This window comes from Ensifer sp. (assembly GCF_031989085.1).
Classification (GTDB): Bacteria; Pseudomonadota; Alphaproteobacteria; order Rhizobiales; family Rhizobiaceae; genus Ensifer.
Map to the genome: position 1 here is coordinate 1,268,593 of NZ_DALZXU010000001.1, position 25,687 is coordinate 1,294,279.

Here is a 25,687-nt window from a genome sequence, read left to right on the forward strand (position 1 = left end):
GTAATGTTCCGCGGGCTTTTGTTGTGCTTGGGTTTCGGCTTAGTTGCCGAAGTTCTTGAAGAGGTTCTGTGCGGCACCCTTGCCGGCGCCCGGACCAGTCAGAAGCTGGCCGAGGAAGCTCGTTTCCTTGCCACCCGTCGGGGTCGTGCGGGTCAGCATGTCGAAGACCTTACCGTCCTTGAGCGTGTAGTGCGCGAGCTGGCTGACAGTGCCTTCCTTGTCGAAATAGACGGCAAGGACCGACTGGTCGACGAGCTGCGGCTTCATGAACGCCACGGGACGTTTGCGGGTCTGGGAGATGTAATAGAACACCTCGTTGTCGAAGGTTGCGGTCGTCGACGGCGTGCCGAGCGAAAGCAGGACCTGCTCACGGCTTGAGCCGACCGGAACGAGATTTAGTGTTTCCTGATCAACCACATAGCCCTGATGGAGAACTTCACCGACATTGGCGGATTGGCAGGCGGAAAGAGCAATGGTGCTAACGGTCGCTACGGCCGCAGCTCGGCCAAGGACCTTCAAATTTGTTCTGAAAAACCGCTTCGTCAACGACAGCTCCCTTTGGAGTAACGATGGCAGATCCGCCATTGCAATTCGTGCATGCTTCGGTAAACCAGCTTCGGCTATCATGCAACAACCGTCATGGGCGCTTGCGCGCATTTCGAGAAAGCCAAAGCTGGGCTTTGTGATGATTTTTGGACTGTTCAAAAGAAAAAGCGGCAATATTGCGATTGTCGAACGGCAATATGCATTGTTGACCACAGCGGCGCGTCAGCCGCACCTCTATACCGACCTCGACGTGCCCGACACGGTGATGGGGCGTTTCGAGATGCTCTCGGCAATTCTGATCCTCTATTTCCGGCGCACGCGCGGATCGGCGCGCACCGGCCAGGAGGTCGCGCAGGAAATCGTTGACGCCTTCTTCGAGGATGTCGACCATTCGATCCGCGAACTCGGCGTCGGCGATGCCGGCGTGCCGAAGAAGATGAAGAAGCTGGCCAGCATGTTCTACGGCCGGCTCGAATCCTATGCCGCCGCGCTCGAGGGCCGTGACGCGGCTACGCTTGCGGCGGCGCTGAAGCGGAACTTCTATCCCAAGGGCGAGGAGGGCGATCCCGCGATGGACGGTCTTGCGTCCTATCTTCTGCGCGTGGAGGAACGACTGGCGGCCGAGCCCGAAGAGCGCGTCGAAACCGGGCAGTTGCGTATCCCTGCCGCCGGGGAGTAAGAGACCGCCATCGATGCCGTGCCGGTGAAACCGGTGCGGCACTATCCGCGACTGGCGCGCCCTGCAAGCGGCGCCCGCGCGAGGAAGGACTTGATCATGAAAGACGATAGCCGACCGGCATTTTCATACCTAGTGAAGGTTGGGCACATCTCGGCCAATGCCGTGACCGTGCGCCTCTCTGCAAATGAGAGCGAACGCCGGGCGCTCGCCGAACTCTGGGAGGTGCGCGACGTCCTTTCGCTTTCGGCCGATCTGCAGATCGCGCGCTGGAAAAAGGATGGCGTGAAGATCAAGGGCGAGGTGACTGCCCGCATCATCCAGTCCTGTGTCGTGACGCTCGAGCCCGTCGAGGCCGATATTCGTGAACCGATCGAAGCGATTTTCGTGCCGGAAGGCTCGAGGCTCGCGCGCCAGGCAAGCAACGATGGCGGCGAAATGATCCTGAGCCCCGACGGCCCGGATATCCCCGACACCTTTACTGGCGACACCATCGATGCCGGTGTCGTCGTCAGCGAGCACGTCGCGCTGGCAATCGAGCCCTATCCGCGCAAACCGGGCGTCACGTTCGGAGCACGCGTCGAGAGCACGGAAGCTGACGACGAGAAGCCCAACCCGTTTGCGGCGCTCAAGGACTGGAAAAAGGACTGAGGCGGCCAGCCCCTGACAATTCGGTTGTCACGCGGGCGAAAAGCAGTATTTTGGCCCGACTCCGGCCAAAAGAGCCGCCGCAGCGATCTGCCGCGTGCCTGGCTCAAGCGTCAGAAGCAATATGTATCGTCGTTGCGTTCGAATATGTGCGCCACGACAGCACGTGTTGTGTGGCAGGAAAACAAGGATAAGACACGCGTGGTCAGAATTTCTCTTGACGTGATGGGCGGCGACCATGGTCCTGAAGTCGTCATCCCGGGCGCCGCAAGGGCGCTTGAACGTCATCCGGACATACGGTTTGTCCTGTTCGGAATGGAAGCGCAGTGCGCCGACATCCTGGCCAAGCACCCGAAGCTGAAGGCAAACAGCACGTTCCACGACTGCGAGATCGCCGTCGGCATGGACGAAAAGCCGAGCCAGGCGCTTCGGCGCGGTCGCGGTAAATCGAGCATGTGGCGGGCGATCGACGCCATCAACGCCGGCGAGGCGGATGTTGTCGTGTCGGCCGGCAATACAGGCGCTCTGATGGCCATGTCGGTTTTCTGCCTGCGCACGATGCAAGGCATCCAGCGCCCGGCAATCGCTGCGATCTGGCCGACATTGAAGGGCGAAAGCATCGTTCTCGACGTCGGCGCGACCATCGGCGCCGATGCGCAGCAACTCATGGATTTTGCCTTGATGGGCGGCGCCATGGCGCGGGCCCTGTTCGAGATCGAACGTCCGACGGTCGGCCTGCTCAATGTCGGCGTCGAGGAAATCAAGGGCCAGGAAGAAGTCAAGGAAGCCGGCCGCCTCATTCGTGACGCCAACATCGAAGGCTTCGATTACTACGGTTTCGTCGAAGGGGACGATATCGGCCGCGGCACCGTCGACGTGGTCGTCACTGAGGGCTTTTCGGGGAACATCGCACTCAAGGCGGCCGAGGGAACCGCGCGCCAGATCGGTGAGTATCTGCGTGCCGCCATGTCGCGAACGCTGATGGCCAAGATCGGCTATATTCTCGCTAAGGGCGCTTTCGATCGCCTGCGCGAGAAGATGGACCCGCGCAAGGTCAATGGCGGCGTCTTTCTCGGCCTCAATGGCGTCGTGATCAAGAGCCATGGTGGGGCGGATGCCGAAGGCTTTGCCGCCGCGATCGACGTCGGCTACGACATGGTGAAAAATGGCCTGAAGGCGAAGATCGAGATCGATCTGGCGAAGTACCACGGTGCGGAAACGCCGGGCGCGCTTCCCGCCGGCATGAATGATGAGGTTTGAATAACATGATCCGTTCCGTCGTTCGCGGCTTCGGCGCAGCGTTGCCGAAGCGCGTTGTCACCAATCAGGAGCTGGAATCCAAGGTCGATACGTCAGACGAGTGGATCGTGCAGCGCACCGGCATCCGTCAGCGCTATATCGCCGGCGAAGGCGAGACCACGGCATCGCTGGGTGAAGCCGCAGCGCGCGCAGCACTCGACAATGCCGGCCTGACGGCCGCCGATATCGACCTGATCATTCTCGCGACATCGACGCCCGACAACACGTTCCCGGCGACCGCCGTCAACATCCAGAACCGCCTCGGCATGCATCACGGCGCAGCCTTCGACGTGCAGGCCGTCTGTTCCGGCTTCATCTATGCCGTGACGACGGCAGACGCCTATATCAGGGGTGGGCTGGCCAGGCGGGTGCTGGTGATCGGTGCCGAAACGTTTTCGCGTATTCTCGACTGGTCTGATCGTACGACCTGCGTGCTCTTCGGCGATGGCGCCGGAGCTATCATCCTGGAGGCACAGGCGGGCGAGGGCACCATCGCCGATCGCGGCATCCTGACCGCCAAGCTGCGTTCCGATGGCGCCCACCGTGAAAAGCTCTACGTCGATGGCGGACCGTCGACGACGGGTACTGTCGGTCACCTGAGGATGGAAGGCCGAGAGGTCTTCAAGCACGCCGTCGGCATGATCACCGACGTGATCGAGGCTGCCTTCGAGGCAACTGGAACGACGGCTGAGGACATCGACTGGCTGGTGCCGCACCAGGCCAACCGCCGCATCATCGACGGTTCCGCCAAGAAGCTCGGTATCCCGCTCGACAAGGTTGTGGTCACCGTCGATCTCCATGGCAATACCTCAGCGGCGTCCATCCCGCTGGCTCTGAACACCGCCGCTGCCGATGGCCGGATCAAAAAGGGCGATCTTGTTCTGCTCGAAGCCATGGGGGGTGGCTTCACTTGGGGCTCCGTTCTGATACGCTGGTAAAAAATGCTGAAGCAACGCAGGCGCTTGACCGGAATTGACAAGGGCAATAGTCTTCGATCGCTGATCGGCGTGCCAGACATCGGTGGGGGAAGATGAGCGGAAAAACAGTAACACGGGCAGACTTGGCTGAGTCGGTTTTTCGCAAGGTGGGTCTGTCGCGCACAGAGTCTGCCGAGCTGGTGGAAACCGTCATTGACGAAATATGCAACGCTATCGTGCGTGGCGAGAGCGTGAAACTGTCCTCCTTCGCGACATTTCAGGTTCGCGACAAGAACGAGCGCATTGGCCGCAACCCGAAAACCGGCGAGGAAGTCCCGATTTCTCCACGCCGGGTCATGACCTTCAAGGCGTCCAACGTCTTGAAGCAGCGGGTGCTGAAATCGCATCTGAGCCGCAAGGCCAAGCAGAAGCCGGCCTCTCCCGTATCGTAAGCGGAGGTCGACAACCACAATGTGGTTGAAAACCCATCCATAAGCCGTTGAAATGGAGCCGATTCGTGCGATCATCGCGCGTATCGGTTCATTGCGGCTGAGGCTCACCCTTGAGTCGCGTGATATGGAATGGGAACGACATGGAAAAAAGCCCCGACGCTTTTCGCACCATCAGCGAGGTCGCCGACGATCTCGATCTGCCGCAGCACGTGCTGCGTTTCTGGGAAACTCGCTTCCAGCAGATCAAGCCGATGAAGCGCGGCGGGGGGCGACGCTACTATCGCCCTGAGGATGTCGATCTGCTGAAGGGCATCCGCCATCTCCTTTATGATCACGGCTATACGATCAAGGGTGTGCAGAAGCTGCTCAAGGCCAACGGCAACAAGTTCGTGGCGGCGATTGCGAGCGGCGACCTGGCGACAGTCGAGGCACTGGCCGCCTCCAGCAATGAGGAGCCGCCACCGCCGAAGGCGGGGCTGTCAGACGAGGATCAGATTGTCGGCCGCGCCAAGGCACCTGCCAGCCGGCGCTTTTTCTCGTTCGGCGGCGGTAACGACGATGTTCCGGAGATCTCGCTCGGCAAATCCTCCTCCGTCGGCAAGGAGGATCGGGCTCTGCTTCAGGAGGCGCTTTACGACCTGCTGGAATGCAAGCGGTTGCTCGATCAGGCGCGATAACGGCGAATAACCTTCTTCATGGGTCTATCGTGCCGTTTCGCCGGCCGTGATGCGCGCGGTGCGCTTGCAAATGTGTTCATGGTTATGGATGCTCTCGGCGCCATTCCGATGGACTTCCGACTGTGCTGGTAAAGCTCTCTCCAAATACTTCCTTTTTTGCCGATAGTATGGGTGCCGGGCTTAGCTGAAACTCAACCCAGGATAGTTTGTTCGTTGCATCGTGCTTATGAATAGGATACCGGTAAGGCGTTACCGCGCCCCAATGGAACCACGATGTCACTCGCGTTCGCGAACTCTGCCTTTGACGCCGCCAAAATTGTTGTTGCCACGGTCATAGACCGCCGATTTGTCGAGTTTGCCGGCGTCATGCTGCACACTCTGATCCAGAATGGCGATGCGGACCGTGCAGACATAGTGGTGCTGTGCGACGGCCTTTCGGTCAGAGACAAATCGCGCCTGCGGCAGTGCAGCGGATCGCGCGCGGTGCAGTTCCTGGATCTGAATGTTGCAACTCTACGCAGTATCAAGGGCCTGAAAACGAACAGCAATTGGAGCAGGGCAATCTACGGCAGGCTCCTCTTGCCTCAGTTGGTGTCGCCGAATGTAGAACAGATCCTCTACCTGGATGCGGATACGATTGTTGTGGATAGCCTGCTGCCGCTGCTGGCGACCGATATGGGTGGCTTGCCCGTTGCTGCCGTTGGCGGCATGTCTGAAACGGATAGCCGGCGGCTGAACCTTCCCGGCACGGTGAAAACGTTGAATTCCGGCGTCTTGCTGATTGATGTCAAGGAATGGAATGCCCGGGACCTGACCCGCGCCTGTCTTGAAATCGCGAGTGACGAAACGCGACCGCTCAGGTTTTTTGATCAGGACGCGCTGAATATCGCACTGGCGGGCGATTTCATCCCCATCGACGGTCGCTGGAACGTGGGCACCGAATCTGTTGCCGAGAAGCCGGCTGTTTTCCACTTCACGCACGACAAGCCTAATTCCGTCCGGTGCAAGCACCCGGCGCAGAAGCAATATTTGACATACCGCCGGGCGACCCCTTGGGCTAACGACCGCCTCAAGACACGGTGGGAGAAGAGGCTCTATCGTCTGGCTCACTCTTTCCGCAAGCTGCTCAGGCTTCAATCCTAGCGCTCATGCAAGCCTCGTAAACGCCATCGCGGGTATAATGACGGGGGAGACCGGGAGAGTCGTCACTCGATTAGGCGTAGCAGATCCTTTCGCCAGATCGGTAACCTCTGATCGAGTGGCAAATTTCATACCCGCCTTGCATCCGTGGCATCACGCAGTGCTTATCCACGCCGTTTGTTCCTTTTTCGTGCCGATGTCCAAATTCCCGCTTGCGCTCTAAGCGTTGGTTATATAGGGATTTCCTCGGTCCGGAGCGTAGCGCAGCCCGGTAGCGCACTTGACTGGGGGTCAAGGGGTCGTGGGTTCGAATCCCGCCGCTCCGACCATTTTTCCCTTTGAGCGCAACGACTTAGGTTTCTAAGCTGTTGCACCCCCAAGCGTTTAACCGGAATAAAAGACGCTAAAGTGGCCAGTTTGGCACGGATAATTCCAAAAAAGTCCCAAAGCATTTCGGTCACTTCTTCTTCCTTCTTGCCTCCCGCATATTGGACGATGACCGGAGGACGGTCGAAAATCTCGAGCTCTGCATTGCTGGCGCGGCGAAGCATCCGCATGCAGCGACGACCTGAACGCATGCCGTTGAGAACGCGCTCAACAGCTTGCCCATTGGCAACCGCATTATGCAGGAGCTCCTGTTGAGGCCAGAGGGGGAGCAGAGCGACGACAATAATCGGCGATGTTAAAGTAGCATTGTAATATTCTCCGCGGACGGTTAGTTACGAGTAACATCTTGCGTTTGGGGGATCGCATTTTGTCGCTACTGATCTTGGGTGACAGCCACACCATCTTCAACTTTGGTGGTGTCGCGGAAGCGAAAATCTACCACGTCGCCGGCGTCACAATGCACAGGGCGGCTCGCGACGGCATTCAATCCATCGTGCCGAGAAACTGCCATCCTAAAGCCGATGACATTCTTGTTCTTTCACTCGGCGAAATTGATAGCAGAGCACAAATACCCAAGCACGCCAGACTCAACGGCCGATCGACCCTTGAAGAAGTCGATGGTCTATGTGACCGGTTTAAATCAGCCTTGGTCGAGTTTATGCGGAAGTGTCCGGCGAGCGTGGCTATATGCTGCATTATTCCTTTCAACCCATACACGCTCTCGCACCAGTATTACGACGACACCGAGGCCGCAGTCCTGGATGCGAAGTCTATTCGAGACAGGATGAATGAGCGCTTGAAGGGGATGGGCGTCCCGTTCATCGATGTCAGGATAGCGTTCTCAAATCCCGACGGGACTTTGATTCCTTCCAGGTCAGACGCAACCCTTCATCTTGATCCACGCATATCTGCGCCAATGATTGCCGAGCTTGAGAGAACGTTTGGAGAACCTTTCACGCACATGGATCCTCCATGGCCAAACGCTTTTCCTCGCGCGGAAGTAACCAACGCGGAAATGCGCAGAAAGGTCAGAAAGGAACTCGAGCGTTCGATCAAGAACGTCTGGTTGCTGTTGCCAGGCGCTCATAAAGTGAGATCCGCGCTTAAGGCTTTCCGGAAGAAAGAATTGTCTACTTGACGCTAGGCGGCCGAGAGGGGCGAACTGCGGTTCGCATCAGAGCTGACCTCTAATCCAGTGCTGTATACGCTTCCATCGTCTGGCGTGCACCGCGGGGGAATTGAAACTCGACGAGTATCTTTCCGCTCTTCCCGTCAACAGATGGCAGCATTTGCCAATCTGTCGGTGGCCGAAACCTTGATTGCCGTTTGGCACAGTTGGTGTAGGTCAATAGGCGTTTCGGGCGTCTCGGCGCGGATAACTGCGCCACGCCCAATCATTTTGAGAAGTGAGTATCGCGATTGTCGACCGGACCCACGACGGCGCCGATGACAAGGTCTACGCCGTTGCCCTTTGAATGATTGCCTCGCAACTGAAGCGCGGCGCTGGCGGCGAACCCTGCTTGGATATTGATGTGTCAAAGGAGGAATGCCGAGCTTTCGAAGCTCGACTCTGTCGGCCGAGTGCGTGACGAAATTACGTTTGCTGGTCATCGGAAACGGGATTACCCATTATCCGGCGGCCGCCTTCGTGGCGGCGCTGTCAGACCATTGTGCTAACACGGCGTCGCTCCGCCAGCTTCCAGTAGAGCATCTCCGTTCGATCGAGCATGGTGTCGAGCGTGAAGCGGGTCTTCAGGCGGTCGGCTGCACTTGCGAGCCTGGCGAAGGTTTCGGGTGCCGCAGCCGCAATCATGGTCTTGGAGAGTTCGGAGACATCGTCGCTGTTCTTAACGATAAAGCCATTGCCGCCGTGCTCGATCACCGTTCGCGCGCCACCGATGTCACTGGCGATGATCGGCTTTCCGGCCGCCGCTCCCTCAAGCATCACATAGGACATCGCCTCGTAGCGGCTCGGCATGACAAGCACGTCGAAAGCCGGGGCGGCTTGCGGTCCGGTAAATGCGGATGTGAGGTGCATGCGGTTCTGAAGGCCGCTTTCGGCCATGGCTTGCCGCAACCGGCCTTCCATTTCACCGGCGCCCACCATCACGAGATGGCTGTTCTTCACTGATCCGGCGACATGCCTGAAGGCCGCAACGAGCCGCTCGGGTGCCTTCTGCGCGGTCAACCGACCGATGAAGCCGAAGACGAATGCATCGGGCGTAATTCCGAAGCTGGCCCTGATCGTCCGGGCCATGTCGGGGGAGGGCGGATCTACGCCGTTGACGATGACCGACATACGCTCTTGCGGCATGTGCAGCGACACGGCATGCGAACGCTCGTCATCGGAAACGCAGATGAGATGGTCGGTATAGAACCAGGCGAGGCCCCATTCAATCGCGCCATAAATCAGCCTTCCGCCGCGTCCAAGCGTCGGGTCGAGGGTGCGGAATGCATGCGGCGTGTAGATGCGGGGTATGTGCCGACCGGGCAGGCGCAGGCGTGTCAGCGCGCCGGCTTTCGAGCTGTGGCCGTGCACGATATCGAATGGCCCATGTTCTTTCATGATCCGGCGCAGGGCAAGGAAGGCGGGGACGTCCGAAGGACCGGGCGCGCGCTGCATGTCGATGGCATGCAGCGCTGGAAGACCAACGGCCTTCAGCTCGCGAACAAAGCTCTCCTCCGCACGCACGGGGGAATACACCGCCTCCACGTGATGGCCGCGCAGATGCATGCCACGGCAAAGGTCGATGAAATGACGGCCCGATCCGCCGCCGCTCGGCTCGAGCACCTCGAGCAGACGAATGGGTGTGGCAGCGGGGCGATGCGGCAAGGGATATTCCATGTTCATTGCTGCCATCCGGCGCGGGCTTTCAGGCGGTGTCGATATTCCAGCGCAGCACAGCCCCAGACGATCCCGACAAGCAGGTAGAAGTGGCGCCAGTGGTCGGTGTCGATGACGTTGCCGACGCCGACATGACCGATCAGAACGACCCAGGCAATCATCAGATAGGTTTGCCAGGGCCGATCGAGCAACAGGAAACGGAAGCCGAGCGTGAGCGTCCAGACGATCAGTGCGACATAGCTCACGAAGCCGAGCCAACCATAGGAGGTCAAGGATTTCAGCCAGACGTTGTGCTCGTCTTCCGGGAAAATCGTGCTGAAGACCATCGGTCCGATGCCGAGCGGCTTCTCCATCGACAGGAGGAACCCGATACGGTGTCGGTCGAAACGGCCAAGGTGACCGCCATCGTAATCCTGTACCAGTTGCGAACGGCTGGAAAAAAGCGTCGCGACCTGTTCCGATTGCAGCGCGGCCAGCAGGGCGCCGACGACGAAGAGCCCACCGACGAGCGCGATGACCAGGATGCGCAGGCGGAAAAGGCCGTTGCGCTCCTTGAGCAGCATCACGAAGATGAACGCGACGACGCAGAACAGGTTCAGCGCCCAGGCTGCGCGCGAAAACGAAAGGAAGACGCCGAGTGCCAGGGTCAGCAGTGCTGCGATCTTTGGCGGAGCCTTGCGAATGGGCTGTGTCAGCAATCCATGGATCAGGTAAAGAGCCGGGACCGCGAGGAACGGCCCGAAGACGTTCGGATCCTGGAACGCGCCCTTGGCGCGGTCGTAAAGGGTAAAGTTCTCCGCCCCCGGGATCGCTCCGAAATAGCCGAAGATGCCGAGCAGGGCGGTCAGGACGGCGGCGGCGACCCACGCGTTGAAGATGAGGGGAAGCCGTTGATGGCGGTCTTCGATGATGGCCGCAAAGAAGACGGACGACAGCGCCAGAAAGCCGGAGACCGCCATGTACATCGGTCCCTTGGTCAGGTCGGCCATCGTCATCAGCGACAGGATCCCGCCGATCATGAACAGGGTGAGCAGCGTCAGGAGGGGCGCCACGAAGCGGGAGATCTTCAGGCCGAACAGCGCCCAGAGCCCGATAAGCGCCACCAGGAACAGCTCATAGGGCGCCGGCTCTGCAATCACGAAACCCGACAGAAACACGGCAAGCGCCACCAGCCACGAACCGAAAAGGGAAAGTGCTGCGAGCTGCGGCCGAAAGACGACAGGATGTGATGTGTCGACGGTGCTCAATAGGCGTTTTCCGTGTTGAGCAGGCGGAACGGCGTCAGGAACAGGATCTTCAGATCGAAAAGCAGCGACCAGTTCTCGATGTAGTGAAGATCGAAGGCGGTACGCAAACGGATCTTGTCGTCATGGTCGATCTCGCCGCGCCAGCCATTGATCTGCGCCCAGCCGGTGACGCCGGGCTTGACGCGGTGGCGCGCGAAGTATCCCTCGACGACGTCGGAATATGTGCGGTTCTGGGTCTGCGCCAGCACGGCGTGGGGGCGTGGACCGACAAGCGACAGCTCGCCTTTGAGAACGTTGAAGATCTGCGGCAGCTCGTCGATCGAGGATTTGCGGATGAAGCGGCCGACCGGCGTGACGCGGGCGTCGCCCTTCGTCACGGCGTTGCGAGCGGTCGGGTCGCTCAGATGCGTGTACATCGAGCGGAACTTGTAGACGTCGATGATCTCGTTGTTGAAGCCGTGGCGCTTCTGTTTGAAGATGATCGGCCCGGGGGAGGTCACCTTCACCGCAATCGCTGCGCCGAGCATGACCGGCCACAGAAGCAGGAGAGCGACGACGCTGAAGAAAATGTCGAAGCCGCGCTTGGCAACCGAATCCCAATCGGCGATCGGCTTGTCGAAGATGTCGAGCATCGGCACGTCGCCGACATGAGAGTAGCTGCGCGGACGGAAGCGCAGATTGTTCGCGTGGGCCGCGAGCCGGATATCGACGGGAAGGATCCAGAGCTTCTTCAAGAGCTGCAGGATGCGCTTTTCGGCTGTCAGCGGCAGCGAGATGATCAGCATGTCGATGCGCGCCAAGCGGGCGAACTCGACGAGTTCATCGACGGTCCCAAGCTTGGGATAGCCAGCGATAACGTTCGGCGAGCGGCGCTCGTCGCGATCGTCGAAGATGCCGCAGATCCGGATGTCGTTGTCGGGCTGGTGTTCCAGCGTGCGGATCAAGTCCTTGGCCGGCTGGCCGCCGCCAACGACGACGGCGCGCCGTTCCATCGTGCCGTTGCGGGCCCAGTGACGGATCGAATAGGCAATGAAGGCGCGCTCGGCAATGAGGAAGACCGCGCCGGAAATGAACCAGCCGCCGAACCAGACACGCGAATACTGGTGGCCGGACTTGAGAAAGAAAAGGGCGATGGCGATGCCGCCGAATGCGATTGCCCAGGAGGCGAGGATACGCGGGATGACCCGCAGCCAGGCACGCAACGCCGGCACCTGGTAGGTGTCCGCGAGTTGCATCGCCGCCACGGCCAGTGCAGAGCCGCCGATGAGGATCGCAAGATAGAGCGGCAACTGATCGAGGCTCGGCTGCACGTAAAGCGTGTTGATGGCGTAGCCAATGGCAAACAGCGCGCTGAATTCGAACAGGCGCATCAAGCCCATGATCATGGCCGGGGAAAAGGTGTCGTCCCGGAACTGTTCGGCAATCTGCCGAGCGAGCGGGTTGAGCTCGGTCCGAGCGTCGCCGTTGGCCATGTCTTCGGGCGCGCGGGTGCGAATCTCCGAAATCTTCTTGCGAATGGATTCGGGGTCGAACGCGTCCGACCGCTTAAACTCGTTCATCGTTTCTTTCCGCACTGAAGTCCCAGTCCGTATAGCAGAAAGCCACTAAGAAACGCTTACGTCGAGGCCTTTGCGCTGGTTCGCACAGATTGGTTCAGATCGCCGTAAAGCTGCAACATCTCCGCCGTCATAACAGAGGAGGCAAACCTGGATTTGAACGTGTGCGGCTCGGGCATCAAACGGCTGGCCCAATCCTTTTCGACGATCGCCGCTGTCATGATCGTTGCAAGCGACTGCGCATCCGACGGTTCGGCCAACGCGGCGCTGCCCTTGCCCAGGATCTCCGGGATGCCGCCGACCCGGCTTGCGATGACCGGCTTTTGCGCCGCCACCGCCTCAAGCACGATATAGGGCATGGATTCGGCACGGGACGGAATGACGACGTGGCGCGCCAGCGCGAAGGCTTCGCGTGCGTTCATGGCCGGGCGCATGCCGATACGCCGGCCCAGACCCTGCTCGACCGCCAGGTCGCGATACTCGCCCTGTTGCGGTCCATCGCCGACCATCAGCGCAGAAAGCGGCCGGCCGACCATCCGCTCGGTGCGGGAAAAGGCCTCGACAAAGAGATCGGGTCCCTTGAGGTCCCGCATCATGCCGATATAGAGGAAATCGACCGCATCCGGCCGGGCATCGACGGCTTCGAACTCGCGGTCGTCTATGCCGTTATAGATCAGCGCGTGGCGTTCGCGCGGCTTGCCGACCTTGGCAAAGTACGTCTGACGCTCGAAATCGCAGACGAAGACCAGCGCGTCCGTAAGGCGTTCCTGAAATCGCTCCAGCGGGAAGATGATCCTGCCGGCAAGCGACCTCGGGCTGTAATGGAGACTGCCTCCATGCGGCGAATAGAGGCGGGCTACGCTATACTTGTTGACCCGCAAGGCTGAACCGATGAGGCGGGCGATGGCGCCACCCTTGGCGCCGTGCCCATGCAGCACATCCGGTTGCAAACTTCTGATTTCCTTGTAGCCGCGCCACAGCGCGGCAAGATCCATTGGCCCGATCGAACGATGGATCGGCATGCGCACCAGTCCCAGTGCAAGATGCGGCCGGATCTCGTCGAAAAGCGAATCCTCGTAGGTTCCGCCCGTTGTGCTGTCGCAGAGAATGCCGACTTGATGGCTGGCCGCGGCATGCGCTTCCGCCAGATCGCGCACGTGGCGGAAAATTCCGCCCACCGGCGATCTGAAGCAGTGGATGATGCGCAAGGGCCGCTGCGGCTGCATCGAGATCAGAACAGTCGTTCGCGAATGTAGATCGTGTCTCCCGCAAGCACGGCGTCGGTAATGGGCACGCGACCGGTGATGATGCGGCCATTGATCTTGCGCGTGACATCGGCGCTTGCCTGGTTGGCGCGCGGCGAGAAGCCGCCGGCGACGGCTATCGCGTTCTGCACGGTCATCCCCGGCACATACGCATATTGTCCCGCCTGTCCGACTTCACCCATGATGAATACGGAGCGATAGCGATCGACTTCGATGGTCACATCAGGATCGCGCAGATAGCCCTGTTTCAGCTTGGCTGCGATCATGCCTTCGAGTTCGGGCAGCGTGTGCCCCCGCGAAGCCACCGTGCCGATCAGCGGGAATGCAAGATAGCCGGCCTGGTCGACCGTGTAGGTGCCGCTGAGGCCGGCCTGCTCGAACACGTTGATGCGCAACCGGTCGCCGCTATCAAGCCGATAGGGCTGGATCGTTGCCTCGCTGAATGCCTTGGGTGCCGGCTGGTAGCTGCTGCAGCCGGCAAGCCCCATCGACAGTGCTGCCACCGCGATAGCGAGACCCGTCTTTATACCTGCGGTTGACATGCTGCTCTTGGGCTCCGGAAACGACCACCTCTTTTGCCCGTTATCGTTCCGTTAGGGTTAATAGCTGGTAAACTCGCGGCGGAATTTTCAACTGTGCGCCTGCCGCGGGGAGGCGCTAGATCACCCAGGAGTTGAACTGTCATTAACCCTTGCGTTACCATGTTCCTTTACCCTCCGGCGAGATTTTAAGGTTCGGAGCCAGAAGCATGTCGGGAAACGGCGGCGGACAACAGGATGTGGATATCGATCTCGGCGGGCTGTTCCGCGCCGTGTGGGATCGCCGCGTCAAGGTATTGCTCGCCACTGCATGCGTTGCTGCGCTTGCCTTCGGCGCTGCCAAGATGATCGCGCCTGATTATCAAAGCGAGACGCGCCTCCTCATCGAATCGCGCGAACCCGAATTCAGCGGGTCCAACCAGAATTCACAGACCGGCTCTGACCGGGTCTTCGACGAATCCGGCATCCTGAGCCAGGTTCAGGTGCTGCGTTCTGCCGACCTGATCAAACAGGTGGCGCGCAACATGAAGCTCCACGAGCTGAAGGAGTTCGATCCTTCGGCCGATCCTTCGGCGGTTTCCGATCTGATGGTCATGCTGGGTATCAAGAAGAACCCGCTGGAGATGCCGCCCGAAGAGCGAATCCTGAAGGAATTCACGTCCAAGTTGCAAGTCTATCAGGTCGAAAAGTCACGCGTGATCGCGATCGCTTTCACCTCGAAGAACCGGCAGCTGGCGGCGGCGATCCCCAATGAAATGGCAAAGGTTTTCCTGTCGCTGCAAAGCGGTGCGAAGCTCGACACCAACGCCGAGGCGAGCCGCTGGCTGGAGCCGGAGATCGCCAATCTGCGCGAGAAGGTGAGGGAGGCGGAAGCCAAGGTCGCGGCCTATCGCTCGTCATCCGACCTGCTTCCGACCGGCGAGACCACGAACTTCGCCACGCGGCAGCTGACCGATATATCGAGCGAGCTTGCCCGGGTGCGTGGCGAGCGGGCCAATGCGCAGGCGCGTGCCGAGGGCGTCAGGGCGGCGCTGGCCAGCGGTCGCAACGTCGACACCATTGCCGACGTCGTCGGCTCTCCGATGATCCAGCGCTTGAAAGAGACGGAGGCAAACCTGCAGGGGCAGGTGGCTGATCTCTCGACCACGCTGCTCGACGGCCATCCACGGCTGAAAGCCCTGAAATCGCAAGTCGAGGGCATCCGGGCGCAGATCCGCGCGGAGACGCGCACGGTTCTCAGCACTCTCGAGAATGAAGCGAAGGTCGGCGAGTTGCGCGAACAGCAGCTGACGCAACAGCTGAATGCGTTGAAAGCCAAATCCGCCCAGGCTGGCGAAGAGGAGGTGGGGTTGCGCGCGCTCGAGCGTGAGGCGACCGCGCAACGGCAATTGCTCGAAACGTACCTCGCACGCTACCGCGAGGCGACATCGCGCACGGCTGACGCAACGCCCGCTGATGCGCGCATCATTTCGAATGCGGTCGTGCCGACCGGCGCGAGCTTCCCCAAGGTTATGCCGATCACCATCGTGGCAGCGCTTGCGACCTTCCTGTTGAGCTGCATCATCATCATGCTTTCCGAACTGTTCAGCGGGCGCGCCTTGCGACCGGTCACGGCCGGTGCCGAGCGGCCGCCGGCACGGCCCCGACCTGCGATCGCTGCCGTTGCTGCTGCCGGTTCCGGCACCGACGCGAGCGCGATGCCGCCGGTCCTCGACGATGCCGTCGAACTGTCGCCCTTGTCGCCAGCGATTGCCGCCGAAGCGACCGATGCCGCGCCTGAGCCGATCCACGAGGCAGCCGAGCCAGACTTCTCGATCGAAGCGGTCGCCGATCACCTGCGGGAAAACGAAGTCCGCATCGCCATCTCGGTTTCGCCCGGCGGCGACGAGGGATCGACCGCGACGGTCATGCTGGCACGGCTGATCGCTGAAGACGATCGGAAGGTCGTGCTGATCGATCTGACCGGCTCTGGATGCCCGACCCGGCTGATGGCGCGCTCGGCGCAGCTTCCCGGCATTACCAACCTCCTGGCAGGCGAAGTGCCGTTCACCGATACGATCCATGCCGACCGCTTCTCCGATGCCCACATCATTCCGCAAGGCGACGCAGATCCGCTGCTCGCGATGCGCGGCATTGAGCGGCTGCAGATGATCATCGATGCCCTGACCAATGCCTATGATCTCGTTCTGGTCGAGTGCGGGCCGGCAGACGAGAATTCCGTCGACAAGATCGCCCGCCGCGGCGGGGCAGAGATCATCCTGTCAGCGCCATCCGTGAGCGAGGAAATGATAGTGAAGGTTCTGACGGGGTTCGGGGAAGCGGGCTATCGCGACGTCGTTCTGATGACCGGAGGCGGCGAAACAGGCCCTGATTATCCCGATCGCGACGCCGCATGATCGGCCGGCATGGAAGTCGGCACTGAACGTCATTGCGAAAGCGTTTACGCCCGGTCTGCCGTGCCATCCGCTGAAGTGGCGCTTTGCTTGCGGCTGCGAGCGCGTTGGAAGAAGGCATAGGCGACCTTGTTCGCCTTGATCGCCGCCTTTGTCCGCACCACCGTGCGGTGGTAAGCGGCCGCGAAACGGCCGCGCAACGTCAAGGGCAGGACGATATCCCTGAGTGACGTTTCGATGGTACACCAGGATCGCTTGTAGGGCTGGTCGCCGACGCCGAAGTCGAACAATGCCACCCCCGTGCCGCAAAGCCTCTCGATCATCTTGTAGAACAGAAGTTCGCCGGGACTGGCATCGCCCGCCAGCGCCTCGTCGATCGAGCCGAACTGGCAGATGACGTGGTCGCCCTTGCGCGACAGGCCGGCGACCGCAACGATCCGCCCGCCGTCTTCGCCCTTGAGGCGGATGGCGTTGAGTTCGAGCAATGGCTCGTCAACTGCGGCCCCATGGCCCGCCAGTGCGTGGAAGAAGGCTTTGGTGGACGGCTCGCGAAATACGTCGGGAAGGCCGAGATCTGCAAAGCGCTTCGCTTTCTGCAGAAAGAAGACATCGAGCAACGCCCGCGCTTCCCCTGGAGTTTGGGCGACGAGGTAGTCATAGCCCCCGATCGCCTCCAGCCGTCGTTCGGAAATGCGCATCTTCTTGCGCCGGCGCTTGGCGTTAACCTGGGCGAGCGTCCGTTGAAAATCCGAAAGCAACGGGAGCTGAAACGAGGTGTTCTGGTTCTTGACGCCGGGCATGCCGGCGAAGGGGCTTGGTTTTTCGCGCCACAGGTCCGGTGTCCTTTCAAGCGTCACCAGATCGATGTTCAGGCGCAGGTGATGATTGAGTTCATGGGCCAGCAGATCGGCAAAGGCGCGATGGGGAAAGGGCAGCGCGTTCGTTGCAAAGAGCCCGGTATTGAGATTGCTATGCGATGCGGCGATCAGCCGGGCAGTGTTGAACAGGCGACCGGGCACCAGCTCGAGCGGCAGAATGAATTGCAGCGCTCCGTCAACAGTACCGCGAACGATGGCGAGCCTGCTACCGTGTGCCTCGACCCACGCCCGACACCAGTCGAAGCCCTGGTGCAGCGAATTGAGCGGATGGGCGTCGAGGTCACGCCACTCCTGTTCCAGCGGCGCCATCGTGTCGTGGATGGAGATCTCGAGCCGGCTCAAGGCGGCGTCGCATCGCGGCGCAGCCTGTGCGCTCGCCTGGCCCGATCGGCCGATGGTCAGATCTGTATTCATCATCGGCATGGCCGTCCGGTTGCAGCCAGCATTGAAAGGCAACTCCGCTACAATCCGCTTAATTCCTCGCAGACGGTGGTGGCCACCGGACAACAACCGGAAAATGCGGTTAGCAAACCATGAACCCGGCCGCTAGGCGCCAAGAAAACCCGACCGAAGCGCCGATGCCCATTGCTGGCGGCCGCGCGAGGCCGCAAGCAGCGACATCGCCTGATGATCATAGGGAACGGTGCGGAACGTCACGCTCCAGTCTTCGCCGACGCGTTCGATGATGGCGTAGCGCGCATCGGGCGAGCCGACTTCCACCTTGTGGGGGACCGGAAGGGTATCGTCGTAACCCGGGCAACCGACGCTGCCAGGATTGACGACGAGCTGCCCGCTCGCAAGGCGGATAGCCCGGGGAGTGTGCGTATGACCGCACAGGATGACCGGTTGTTCGATGCCGGCGGCAAGCGCCTCGATGGCGCTTTGCGCGGCCATGTGGACGACGCCGTCGGCCGTCAGCGCTTCGAGCCAGTAGGCCTCGTCGCTTGCGGGCGTGCCGTGGCAGAGGAAAAGTGCATCGCGATGGACGCGGGTGGCCGGCAGCGTCGAAAGCCAATCGAGATGTCGCGGCTGCAGTTCGCCATGGGCAGCCCGGTCAGACTGCCCCATATCGGCCGGATCCAGCGTCAGCAAATAGCGGTCGTGATTGCCCGCAATCGACGGAATATCGCGTGTCATGAGGATATCGGCGGTGCGTGCGGCATTGAGCGGGCCGCTGACATGATCGCCGAGATTGACGATGTCGGCGATCCCGAGCGCGTCGATATCGACAAGCACCGCCTCCAGCGCCAGGTCGTTGCCGTGGATATCTGAAATGATCGCGACCTTCATCGGTGTTCCTTGTCTCAGCGGTCCTTCGCCGGCTTTTCCATCCACTTGATGATCAGCATGGCCGGCAGCACCCACAACAGGCCGGTAAAGAAGAAGTACAACAGGTGGACCCACCAGGGGGCTGCACCCAGGAGCAACGATGCAAAGGTCACGGCGGCAAGCGCGTAGACGATAACGAGGATGATGATCAGGATCGTGCCGATCAGCTTTCTGAGACGTGCGGGCATTTCAATTCTCTCACAGGGTGCCATATCCGGCCGCGACGGCATGCCGCAAAGGGTTCGGCCTTGTTTTGCATGTCGCTCTGGTGCAAATCAACGGCTTTCCGGCAGGCGCGGCGATCAACCGCTTTATCCCCTGCCGCCAACCCCGCGATACCAGAGGGAAAACCATGGCAGGCGTCGAATTGGCGACAGAACAGATGCTCCGAAGCGAGATCGACAGGACCGACCGCAACCGCCGGCAGATCCGCGGCTGGCTGGTCGTCGTTCTCTTCACTCTGTTTGCGCTCGTGCTCGTCGGCGGCGCCACCCGCCTGACGGAATCCGGCCTCTCGATCACCGAATGGAAGCCGATCCACGGTGTCATTCCCCCGCTGTCAGCTGCGGAATGGGAAGAAGAGTTCCAGCTCTACCAGCGCATTCCGCAATACCAGCAGATCAACAAGGGCATGACCGTCGGCGAGTTCAAGACGATCTTCTGGTGGGAATGGGCGCATCGGCTTCTGGCCCGCACGATCGGCGTGATCTTTGCTGTTCCGCTCGCCTTCTTCTGGTTCACCGGACGGGTCGAGCGGCGCCTGCGCTGGCCGCTGCTCGGCATTCTGGCGCTTGGCGGCTTCCAGGGGTTCATCGGCTGGTGGATGGTATCCTCCGGTCTCGTCGAGCGAACCGACGTCAGCCAATATCGCCTGGCGACCCATCTCGTCATCGCCTGCCTGATCTTTGCCGCCTGCATGTGGATCCAGCGCGGCCTGTGTCCGCACACCGGTGACGCGGCACCGACCGACCGCTCGCGCAAGATGGCGGCGATCATCGCGATCATGAGCCTGTTCCAGATCTATTTGGGTGCGCTGGTTGCCGGGCTTGACGCCGGTTTCAGCTACAACACCTGGCCGTTGATGGATGGCGCGTGGATTCCGTCGGATCTCTTCCTCCAGCACCCCTGGTGGATCAACGTTTTCGAGAACCCGAAGACCGTGCAGTTCGTCCACCGCATCGGCGCCTATGTGCTCTTCGCGCTGGCGCTGATGCATGTGATCGCCTCGGTGCGGGCAGCCCCGCAATCCACCCATGCGCGGCGTTCCGTCGTGCTGTTCGCCCTCGTCCTTATCCAGGCGGCGATCGGCGTGACCACGCTTCTGCTGCAGGTTCCGGTCGGCTGGGGCGTGCTGCATCAGGGCGGCGCGCTGGTCGTACTTGGATTTGCCATCGCCCACTGGCGCGGTTTCATCGGTGAATATCCGAAGCCGACCGCCATCGAGCTGCGCAGCTGAAACACAGCGATAGAAAACAAAAAACCCGGCGAATGTTTCGCCGGGTTTTTTGTTGGTAAACGTCGCTGACGATCAGGCGGACAGCATCAGATCCATGTTCTGGACAGCGGCGCCGGAGGCGCCCTTGCCGAGATTGTCGAGCAGGGCGACCAGGTTGACATGGGTTCCGCCGGGGGCGCCGAACACGAACAGCTTCATCGTGTCCGCACCGGCAAGTTCCGTCGCATCGATGCGGCCGAGCTTTTCGCTTGCGGCAAGAGGCACGACCTCAACGATCGACTGGCCGGCATAGTGCTCGGTGAGGGCGGCGTGAATGCTCTCTATCGTCGCACCGGCGGCGAGGTCGTCGAGATAGAGCGGAACCTGAACGATCATGCCCTGCGGGAACTTGCCGACCGATGGCGCAAACACCGGCGCGCGGTCGAGCAGGCCGTGCATCTTCATTTCCGGCACATGCTTGTGCTTGAGCGTCAGGCCGTAAAGGAAATGCGGAGCGCTGATGTGGTCCGGGTTCGCCTCGTCTTCCATCTGGGCGATCATTTGCTTGCCGCCGCCGGTGTAGCCGGAAACGGCGTTGACCGTCACCGGGTATCCATCGGGCAGAATACCGGCCTGGCGCAGCGGCCGGATCACGCCGATGGCGCCCGTCGGGTAGCAACCCGGGTTGGCGACATGGCGGGCATCGCGGATCTTGGCGGGCTGCGCCTTGTCCATCTCTGCAAAGCCGTAGGCCCAATCCGGAGCGATCCTGTGTGCGGTCGAGGTATCAATGATGCGCACCCGGTTGTTGCCGGACACCATGGAGACGGCCTCGCGCGACGCATCGTCGGGCAGGCAGAGGATCGCGATGTCGGCCTCATTCAGAAGATCTTCACGCATGGCGGCGTTGCGTCGTTCTGCTTCCGGTATCGACAGCAGTTCGAGATCGCTGCGGCCTGCCATGCGGGTGCGGATCTGCAGCCCGGTGGTGCCGTGTTCGCCATCAATGAAGATCTTCGGTTTCATGATTTTCCCGTTCTTCCAAAAGGTTACGAGCTGTCGCAGAATCAATCTGACACAGGTTTGATTCAGTTTCTCAACACGGCCGTCTGCGCGGAAGTGATGTGGGCGGTGCCGTGGACGAATTCATATATAAGCACCGGTCGGAGGTCGCAACCGTGCGGGGGCGGATGGCGCCGTGTGGTCGGGTCTGGCGCTCGTCTTGCATAGTTAACCACAACTTAACTGAGCTGTTGCGTCGTCGCGTGCAATTCTGCATCTGATGCGGTGTCACAAACCCGTCATATTGGAGCTGCGGAGTGAAAAACCTGATCATGCGGATCGGGGGCGTGCTTCGGCATCCGCTGTCTGTCTCGCTGGCATTCCTGGCGCTGCTCCTGGCCCTGCACTATTTCGATACGCGCTGGCGGTACGTGCCTTTCCTCGTCATGGTGACGCTTGCGATCGCAGCTTTCCTCTTCCTGATCTCACGTCGCCCGAGCTTTTCGCTCTGGGCCGCCGCAATCATGGTGTTGCTGATTGCCGCGATGTCGGAGGCCAAGTTCCGCCTCAAGGGATTTTCGCTGCACGTCTTCGATTTCGCCTTCACCGGCCTCGACCGATCGGCGCTTTCCTTTCTGGTCGGCTCCTATTTCCATCTGTTGATCGGAAGTATCGCGGTGCTGGCCGCCGCACTCGCGTTGCTGATCGTTGCATTTCGCGGTGAACGCCTGTCGGGGCGGTCTTTCGGCGTGCGAGCCGGCCTGCTTCTCGTCGCGGCAGCCGGTGTCTTTGCCCTCTATCCGGATAAAAGGAACGAGCCGGGCTATGTTCATTACATCTCCGGCTATGACGCCTCGTCCTTTTTCGTCTCGATCGGCGATCTCCAGTTTCCGCTCGGCCATATCGTGCTTTCCGATCGGCTTGATGCCGTCGAGGCGAAAGGAAGCCTTCGCGATGAGGTCAGCTGCGACGTGGCCGCCGGCAAGCCTGATCTTTTCCTCATCCTCAGCGAGAGCCAGACCAGTCCGAGCTACTTCCCGCAGGTGAACGTTCCGGAGTGGATGGCCGCATCGTTTCGATCGCAGGACCAGCGCGTGCATCCGCTGCAGGTCGAGACGTTCGGCGGCGGTACGTGGGTGACGAACTTTTCCGTCATGACCGGATTGTCCGGTGCGGACTTCGGCTGGCAGAGCCCCTACGTCACGCAGATCCTTGAGGGCAGGGTCAAGGGCAGCCTGCCCAGTCTCCTGGCGCGGTGCGGTTATCGCACCGTTGCGGTGATGCCGATGCAGGCGAGTTTCGTCAACGAAGGGCCCTTCCTGCGTTCGATCGGTTTTCAGGAGATCGTCGATTTCGACGCGATGCGGCCGAAATCGCATTTTGTCCGCGATAGCTTCTATTTCGACGTCGTCGACCGGATCGTTCGCGCGCACCGTGAGAAGGACCGGCGCCCGCTGTTCATTTCCATGCAGACGATGTTTCCGCATGGTCCCTATGACATGAACCTGGTGCCGAAAGAAACGTTGCCGGCAAAGGCATTTGCCCCGGATGCCGAAGCCAACGAGTATCTGCGCCGCGTGGCGCTGGCCAAGCAGGACCTCGAGGATTTTCGCAGCAAGCGCGAGCAGGCGCCGGGTCCCAACGGCACGGTCGTTCTCGACTTCGGTGATCACCAGGCGGTCGCGACAAAGGCGTATCTGCAGGCTGGCGCACCGCAAGGAAATCTCTTTGCCGACCTCAATTCGCTGGCCTACAGGACGTACTATTCCGTCTATGCCTATGGCCGCGACATCGATATGCGGCCGTTTGCCAGGCCGCTGGATGTCGGCTTCCTCACGGCAAGCCTGATCGAAGCGGTCGGCCTGCCGACCTCGCCGACATTCGATGCGCTGGCGCGCCTGCGCGACGCTTGCGACGGTCACTACCATACCTGCGCCGATCGCACGCTGGTCGACCAGCACCTTCGCCAACGCCAGAACGCCGGGCTGCTCGACCTCGATTGAAGGCGCGGCGTTTTAGGGGAGCGTCGAACGCTCCGCCAGCTTTTCGGCGTGCAGGCCCAGCATGTACATGGCGACCGTCGCGCCGGCGATCGCGGTGATATCCGCATGGTCATAGGCAGGGGCGACCTCGACGACATCGCTGCCGACGACAGTCAGAGCTCCGAGCTTGCGCAGAACCGAGAGGATTTTCGAGCTCGAAGGTCCGCCGGCAACGGGCGTGCCCGTGCCGGGCGCGTAGGCCGGGTCAAGGCAATCGATGTCGAAGGTCAGGTAAGCCTTGCGTTCGCCCACTTGCTGGATGATGGCGTCGGCAATCTCTGAAACGCTCATTTCCTCGACGTCGTAGCCGTAGAGAATGCGGATGCCGCAGTCCTCCGGTGCATGGGTGCGGATGCCGATCTGGATGGATGCGTCCGTATCGATTAGCCCGGCGCGGGCGGCGCGGCCGACGAAGGAGCCGTGGTCGATGCGGCCGCGCTCGTCCGGCCAGGTGTCCTGATGCGCGTCGAACTGGACGAGGGCGAGCGGACCGTGGATCGCGGCATGGGCCTTGAGGATCGGATAGGTGACGAAATGGTCACCGCCGAGCGTCTGCAGATAGGCGCCGCTGTTCAGGATCTTCGCCGCCTCACGCTCGATCGTCGCCGGGGTCTTCGAGTGGTTGCCGTAGTCGAGCAGGCAGTCGCCATAGTCGATCGTTGCCATCTGAGCGAAGAGGTCGCGCTCGAACGGGTACTGCGGATCGTTGTCGAAGATCGCCGAGGCGCGACGGATCGCCTGGGGGCCGAATCGGGCACCGGGACGGTTGGATGTTGCCGCGTCGAACGGAATGCCCCACACGACGGCATCGACATCCTTCAACTGCTTGGAATATTTGCGTCGCATGAAGGAGAGAATGCCGGCATGCGTCGGGTCCGATGCCGCCGATGTGAGTGAGCGCGCCGTCAGCGCGTGGTCGATCGTCCTGTTTGCCATATCCCGTCTCCCGTGTAGGGCGAGAGGTTGGACAATCGTCGCCGGCAAGGCAAGTCCCTGCCGGCGAATTCCAATTCTGTCAGGACGCCTTGGCCTCGAAGGTCGGCGCAAAATCACCCAGCGCCTTGGCCTCGGTGATGCGTGCGCCGATATCCTCCTCGATGATCGCCTCGAGCTGGGCGAAGCTGTCGATGACATAATAGATCGGTTGCACGATATCGATGCGGTACGGCGTGCGCAGCACCGACATCAGATCGAACGGGCGGAACTCGCTCGTCGATGGCTCCATGGCCGTACGGGTCTCGTTCGGCGACGACACGATGCCGGCCCCGAAGCAGCGCCGGCCCTTGGGGGTGTTGATCAGCCCGAACTCGACCGTAAACCAGAAAATCCGGAACAGGTGCCAGGAGTAGCCCTTGCCCAGGTCGACGGCTTTCTCGCCGAAGCGGCGGACGAAATTGGCATAGCTCTGGTTGGTCAGGAGCGGGCAGTGGCCGAAGACCTCGTGGAAGATATCGGGCTCTTCGATGTAGTCGATATGCTCGCGCCGGCGGATGAAGGTTGCGAGCGGAAACTTGCCTTCGGACAAGAGCTCGTAGAACCGCGATGGCGGGATAAGGGCCGGTACGCCTTCGACGCCGAAGCCGGTGGTTTCCTGCAGGCGACGGTTGACGTCCTTGAGTTGCGGCACGTGGTCCGGGCCGAGGTCAAGCTTGCGCGCGCCTTCCAGATATTCGTCGCATGCCTTGTCGGCGAGCAGCTTCATCTGCCGCTGATAAAGCTCGCCCCAGATCGCGTCCTCCTCGGGCGTGTAGTGATAGCTGCCATCCGGCTCGGGCAGTTTCGCGGTGTAGCTGCTTTCCTTCGGCATGACGTCTCCTCTTCGCCAAAACACCAAGTTGTTGCAATTGTATCGCGAATGGAGCGAGTATTTGTTTCACAGTTGCCGGTGGAGGGCGCTGTTGCGGGAGGAAATTTCGAAATGTCGTCGGATTTGAAGGAAACTTCCCAACCTTTGCGCAGGTTGCTGCGGCTGATTCAGGCCGACAGCGGCCAGTCCCTGTCCGAGCTCGCGGAAAGGGCGGGCATGTCACAAAGCTCGACCTGGCGGCGATTGCAGGAGCTGGAGGCCGACGGCGTCATTCGCAAGCGGGTGGCGCTGCTCGATCCGGGAAAGCTGGATCTGAAGCTCTGCATCATCGCCCATGTGACGCTGGAGGATCATCACGACGAGGCGATTGCCGCATTCTCGGCGGTCGTGCGCGACCGGCCGGAGATCATGGAGTGTTATGCGCTGTCGGGCACGTTCGACTACATGCTGAAGATCAGGGCCAACGACGTCGACAGCTATGACGCCTTCATGACGCGCTATCTGATGCGCAATCCGCATGTGCGCACGGTGGTGTCGAGCTTCGTGCTGCGCGAACTGAAGTCGACGACCGAGCTGCCGATCTGAAACGAAAAAAGGCCGGGCGAGC

Annotated in this window: 24 protein-coding genes and 1 tRNA gene; 13 read left to right on the forward strand and 12 right to left on the reverse strand. The window is 60.9% G+C overall.

The window, feature by feature from the left end:
• Window positions 1–39 precede the first annotated feature (39 nt).
• On the reverse strand, window positions 40–546 hold the full coding sequence (locus RTP54_RS06140; RefSeq protein ID WP_112810083.1) for an outer membrane protein assembly factor BamE: 507 nt from the start codon (window positions 544–546) through the stop codon (window positions 40–42).
• 139 nt (window positions 547–685) lie between these two features.
• Here RTP54_RS06140 and RTP54_RS06145 point away from each other — a divergent pair, with 139 nt between their 5' ends.
• The 9 genes from RTP54_RS06145 to RTP54_RS06185 all read left to right on the forward strand — a co-directional run bounded on the left by RTP54_RS06145 (window position 686) and on the right by RTP54_RS06185 (window position 7,880).
• Window positions 686–1,225: a ubiquinol-cytochrome C chaperone family protein gene (locus tag RTP54_RS06145; protein ID WP_312361570.1), complete on the forward strand. Its 540-nt coding sequence runs from the start codon at window positions 686–688 to the stop codon at window positions 1,223–1,225.
• Window positions 1,226–1,321: 96 nt separating this feature from the next.
• A complete protein-coding gene (locus RTP54_RS06150) occupies window positions 1,322–1,873 on the forward strand; it encodes a DUF177 domain-containing protein (RefSeq protein ID WP_312361571.1) in 552 nt (183 codons plus the stop codon).
• 198 nt (window positions 1,874–2,071) lie between these two features.
• Window positions 2,072–3,130, forward strand: a complete 1,059-nt coding sequence (plsX, locus tag RTP54_RS06155; protein WP_112809961.1) for a phosphate acyltransferase PlsX — start codon at window positions 2,072–2,074, stop codon at window positions 3,128–3,130.
• A 5-nt stretch (window positions 3,131–3,135) separates the two neighbouring features.
• Window positions 3,136–4,107: a beta-ketoacyl-ACP synthase III gene (locus tag RTP54_RS06160; RefSeq protein ID WP_112809960.1), complete on the forward strand. Its 972-nt coding sequence runs from the start codon at window positions 3,136–3,138 to the stop codon at window positions 4,105–4,107.
• Between the two features lie 92 nt (window positions 4,108–4,199).
• On the forward strand, window positions 4,200–4,538 hold the full coding sequence (locus tag RTP54_RS06165; RefSeq protein ID WP_077498528.1) for an integration host factor subunit alpha: 339 nt from the start codon (window positions 4,200–4,202) through the stop codon (window positions 4,536–4,538).
• Window positions 4,539–4,678: 140 nt separating this feature from the next.
• Entirely contained in the window at window positions 4,679–5,215 is a 537-nt protein-coding gene (locus RTP54_RS06170) for a MerR family transcriptional regulator (RefSeq protein ID WP_112810082.1), read from the forward strand.
• Window positions 5,216–5,488: 273 nt separating this feature from the next.
• Window positions 5,489–6,358 carry a glycosyltransferase family 8 protein gene (locus RTP54_RS06175; RefSeq protein ID WP_312361574.1) on the forward strand — a complete coding sequence of 290 codons (870 nt, stop codon included), beginning with the start codon at window positions 5,489–5,491 and terminating at the stop codon, window positions 6,356–6,358.
• 249 nt (window positions 6,359–6,607) lie between these two features.
• Window positions 6,608–6,684: transfer RNA gene (locus RTP54_RS06180), tRNA-Pro, on the forward strand.
• Between the two features lie 425 nt (window positions 6,685–7,109).
• Entirely contained in the window at window positions 7,110–7,880 is a 771-nt protein-coding gene (locus RTP54_RS06185; protein ID WP_312361575.1) for an SGNH/GDSL hydrolase family protein, read from the forward strand.
• Between the two features lie 522 nt (window positions 7,881–8,402).
• Here the strand turns inward: RTP54_RS06185 and RTP54_RS06190 are convergent.
• Genes RTP54_RS06190 through RTP54_RS06210 form a run of 5 tightly spaced genes read right to left on the reverse strand, consistent with a single transcriptional unit; the run spans window position 8,403 to window position 14,197 of the window.
• Window positions 8,403–9,593 carry a glycosyltransferase family 4 protein gene (locus RTP54_RS06190; RefSeq protein WP_312361576.1) on the reverse strand — a complete coding sequence of 397 codons (1,191 nt, stop codon included), beginning with the start codon at window positions 9,591–9,593 and terminating at the stop codon, window positions 8,403–8,405.
• Window positions 9,590–10,834 carry an O-antigen ligase family protein gene (locus RTP54_RS06195; protein ID WP_312361577.1) on the reverse strand — a complete coding sequence of 415 codons (1,245 nt, stop codon included), beginning with the start codon at window positions 10,832–10,834 and terminating at the stop codon, window positions 9,590–9,592. Before RTP54_RS06195 ends, RTP54_RS06190 begins: the two co-directional genes overlap by 4 nt.
• Window positions 10,831–12,393 (reverse strand): undecaprenyl-phosphate glucose phosphotransferase, encoded by a 1,563-nt coding sequence (locus RTP54_RS06200; RefSeq protein WP_312361578.1) that lies wholly within the window; start codon window positions 12,391–12,393, stop codon window positions 10,831–10,833. The genes RTP54_RS06195 and RTP54_RS06200 overlap by 4 nt, the downstream gene beginning before the upstream one ends.
• Before the next feature lie 56 nt (window positions 12,394–12,449).
• Window positions 12,450–13,616, reverse strand: coding sequence for a glycosyltransferase family 4 protein (locus RTP54_RS06205; protein WP_312361580.1), 1,167 nt, complete (start codon window positions 13,614–13,616; stop codon window positions 12,450–12,452).
• A gap of 5 nt (window positions 13,617–13,621) precedes the next feature.
• Window positions 13,622–14,197 (reverse strand): polysaccharide biosynthesis/export family protein, encoded by a 576-nt coding sequence (locus tag RTP54_RS06210; RefSeq protein ID WP_112818410.1) that lies wholly within the window; start codon window positions 14,195–14,197, stop codon window positions 13,622–13,624.
• Window positions 14,198–14,403: 206 nt separating this feature from the next.
• Here RTP54_RS06210 and RTP54_RS06215 point away from each other — a divergent pair, with 206 nt between their 5' ends.
• On the forward strand, window positions 14,404–16,590 hold the full coding sequence (locus RTP54_RS06215) for an exopolysaccharide transport family protein (protein WP_312361582.1): 2,187 nt from the start codon (window positions 14,404–14,406) through the stop codon (window positions 16,588–16,590).
• A gap of 44 nt (window positions 16,591–16,634) precedes the next feature.
• Here RTP54_RS06215 and RTP54_RS06220 read toward each other — a convergent pair whose 3' ends face one another.
• From RTP54_RS06220 to RTP54_RS06230, 3 genes are all read right to left on the reverse strand, one after another.
• Window positions 16,635–17,882 carry a GNAT family N-acetyltransferase gene (locus tag RTP54_RS06220; RefSeq protein ID WP_409517090.1) on the reverse strand — a complete coding sequence of 416 codons (1,248 nt, stop codon included), beginning with the start codon at window positions 17,880–17,882 and terminating at the stop codon, window positions 16,635–16,637.
• Between the two features lie 129 nt (window positions 17,883–18,011).
• Complete coding sequence (locus RTP54_RS06225) at window positions 18,012–18,755, reverse strand: metallophosphoesterase family protein (RefSeq protein ID WP_312361583.1); 744 nt, start codon at window positions 18,753–18,755, stop codon at window positions 18,012–18,014.
• A gap of 14 nt (window positions 18,756–18,769) precedes the next feature.
• Complete coding sequence (locus tag RTP54_RS06230; RefSeq protein ID WP_312361585.1) at window positions 18,770–18,982, reverse strand: DUF2842 domain-containing protein; 213 nt, start codon at window positions 18,980–18,982, stop codon at window positions 18,770–18,772.
• 164 nt (window positions 18,983–19,146) lie between these two features.
• Here RTP54_RS06230 and RTP54_RS06235 point away from each other — a divergent pair, with 164 nt between their 5' ends.
• Window positions 19,147–20,250 carry a COX15/CtaA family protein gene (locus RTP54_RS06235; protein WP_112809948.1) on the forward strand — a complete coding sequence of 368 codons (1,104 nt, stop codon included), beginning with the start codon at window positions 19,147–19,149 and terminating at the stop codon, window positions 20,248–20,250.
• 72 nt (window positions 20,251–20,322) lie between these two features.
• Here RTP54_RS06235 and argC read toward each other — a convergent pair whose 3' ends face one another.
• On the reverse strand, window positions 20,323–21,255 hold the full coding sequence (argC, locus tag RTP54_RS06240; RefSeq protein WP_312361587.1) for an N-acetyl-gamma-glutamyl-phosphate reductase: 933 nt from the start codon (window positions 21,253–21,255) through the stop codon (window positions 20,323–20,325).
• A 293-nt stretch (window positions 21,256–21,548) separates the two neighbouring features.
• Here argC and RTP54_RS06245 point away from each other — a divergent pair, with 293 nt between their 5' ends.
• The gene (locus RTP54_RS06245) at window positions 21,549–23,234 is read left to right on the forward strand and encodes a sulfatase-like hydrolase/transferase (RefSeq protein WP_312361589.1); all 1,686 of its coding nucleotides are present in this window, start codon (window positions 21,549–21,551) and stop codon (window positions 23,232–23,234) included.
• Between the two features lie 12 nt (window positions 23,235–23,246).
• Here RTP54_RS06245 and speB read toward each other — a convergent pair whose 3' ends face one another.
• Entirely contained in the window at window positions 23,247–24,209 is a 963-nt protein-coding gene (speB, locus tag RTP54_RS06250) for an agmatinase (RefSeq protein ID WP_112809945.1), read from the reverse strand.
• A gap of 79 nt (window positions 24,210–24,288) precedes the next feature.
• The gene (locus tag RTP54_RS06255; RefSeq protein ID WP_312361592.1) at window positions 24,289–25,080 is read right to left on the reverse strand and encodes a phenylalanine 4-monooxygenase; all 792 of its coding nucleotides are present in this window, start codon (window positions 25,078–25,080) and stop codon (window positions 24,289–24,291) included.
• A 111-nt stretch (window positions 25,081–25,191) separates the two neighbouring features.
• On the opposite strand from RTP54_RS06255, the gene RTP54_RS06260 reads away from it, so the two are divergent.
• Window positions 25,192–25,665 (forward strand): Lrp/AsnC family transcriptional regulator, encoded by a 474-nt coding sequence (locus RTP54_RS06260; RefSeq protein ID WP_112809943.1) that lies wholly within the window; start codon window positions 25,192–25,194, stop codon window positions 25,663–25,665.
• The last annotated feature ends 22 nt before the right edge of the window (window positions 25,666–25,687 follow it).

What these genes read in the sequence shown, in the direction of transcription:
- RTP54_RS06210 (WP_112818410.1), bottom strand. Translation starts at nt 14,197, where the DNA reads ATGTCAACCGCAGGTATAAAGACGGGTCTCGCTATCGCGGTGGCAGCA.
- RTP54_RS06175 (WP_312361574.1), top strand. Translation starts at nt 5,489, where the DNA reads ATGTCACTCGCGTTCGCGAACTCTGCCTTTGACGCCGCCAAAATTGTT.
- RTP54_RS06160 (WP_112809960.1), top strand. Translation starts at nt 3,136, where the DNA reads ATGATCCGTTCCGTCGTTCGCGGCTTCGGCGCAGCGTTGCCGAAGCGC.
- RTP54_RS06235 (WP_112809948.1), top strand. Translation starts at nt 19,147, where the DNA reads ATGGCAGGCGTCGAATTGGCGACAGAACAGATGCTCCGAAGCGAGATC.
- RTP54_RS06200 (WP_312361578.1), bottom strand. Translation starts at nt 12,393, where the DNA reads ATGAACGAGTTTAAGCGGTCGGACGCGTTCGACCCCGAATCCATTCGC.
- argC (WP_312361587.1), bottom strand. Translation starts at nt 21,255, where the DNA reads ATGAAACCGAAGATCTTCATTGATGGCGAACACGGCACCACCGGGCTG.
- RTP54_RS06205 (WP_312361580.1), bottom strand. Translation starts at nt 13,616, where the DNA reads ATGCAGCCGCAGCGGCCCTTGCGCATCATCCACTGCTTCAGATCGCCG.
- RTP54_RS06260 (WP_112809943.1), top strand. Translation starts at nt 25,192, where the DNA reads ATGTCGTCGGATTTGAAGGAAACTTCCCAACCTTTGCGCAGGTTGCTG.
- RTP54_RS06170 (WP_112810082.1), top strand. Translation starts at nt 4,679, where the DNA reads ATGGAAAAAAGCCCCGACGCTTTTCGCACCATCAGCGAGGTCGCCGAC.
- RTP54_RS06220 (WP_409517090.1), bottom strand. Translation starts at nt 17,882, where the DNA reads ATGATGAATACAGATCTGACCATCGGCCGATCGGGCCAGGCGAGCGCA.
- speB (WP_112809945.1), bottom strand. Translation starts at nt 24,209, where the DNA reads ATGGCAAACAGGACGATCGACCACGCGCTGACGGCGCGCTCACTCACA.
- RTP54_RS06145 (WP_312361570.1), top strand. Translation starts at nt 686, where the DNA reads ATGATTTTTGGACTGTTCAAAAGAAAAAGCGGCAATATTGCGATTGTC.
- RTP54_RS06255 (WP_312361592.1), bottom strand. Translation starts at nt 25,080, where the DNA reads ATGCCGAAGGAAAGCAGCTACACCGCGAAACTGCCCGAGCCGGATGGC.
- RTP54_RS06215 (WP_312361582.1), top strand. Translation starts at nt 14,404, where the DNA reads ATGTCGGGAAACGGCGGCGGACAACAGGATGTGGATATCGATCTCGGC.
- RTP54_RS06165 (WP_077498528.1), top strand. Translation starts at nt 4,200, where the DNA reads ATGAGCGGAAAAACAGTAACACGGGCAGACTTGGCTGAGTCGGTTTTT.
- RTP54_RS06225 (WP_312361583.1), bottom strand. Translation starts at nt 18,755, where the DNA reads ATGAAGGTCGCGATCATTTCAGATATCCACGGCAACGACCTGGCGCTG.
- RTP54_RS06190 (WP_312361576.1), bottom strand. Translation starts at nt 9,593, where the DNA reads ATGAACATGGAATATCCCTTGCCGCATCGCCCCGCTGCCACACCCATT.
- RTP54_RS06150 (WP_312361571.1), top strand. Translation starts at nt 1,322, where the DNA reads ATGAAAGACGATAGCCGACCGGCATTTTCATACCTAGTGAAGGTTGGG.
- RTP54_RS06230 (WP_312361585.1), bottom strand. Translation starts at nt 18,982, where the DNA reads ATGCCCGCACGTCTCAGAAAGCTGATCGGCACGATCCTGATCATCATC.